Consider the following 280-nt stretch of genomic DNA (forward strand, 5'->3'; position numbering starts at 1 on the left):
TGCATATCAGACCATTGATTTGCTTGCCAATTATAGAACTGATTCCATTTTTGACATCAAATCTACAGAAGCATTAGAATCTGCCGAGTACCATGTCAAAGTTGGGTTTGATTCTCTGATGGTAGCCATGAAAAAATGGGAGCAGGAGGAAGGGGATTTTACATGGGCAAATTACAAGAGGACTACCATACAGCATCTGGTGCCCAATTTCAAATCTTTTTCAGTTTCAAATGTTTACACGGGTGGTGGATCTGGGATTTTGAATGCTACTGGCAGTAGG

At 40.7% G+C, this 280-nt stretch carries 1 protein-coding gene; it reads left to right on the plus strand.

The features are described from left to right. Window positions 1-280: hypothetical protein (locus ACNKXV_RS14700; protein ID WP_417908441.1), on the plus strand; the 280-nt coding region annotated here is incomplete at both ends.

It is taken from the genome of Christiangramia aquimixticola, assembly GCF_048285835.1.
Classification (GTDB): Bacteria; Bacteroidota; Bacteroidia; order Flavobacteriales; family Flavobacteriaceae; genus Christiangramia; species Christiangramia aquimixticola.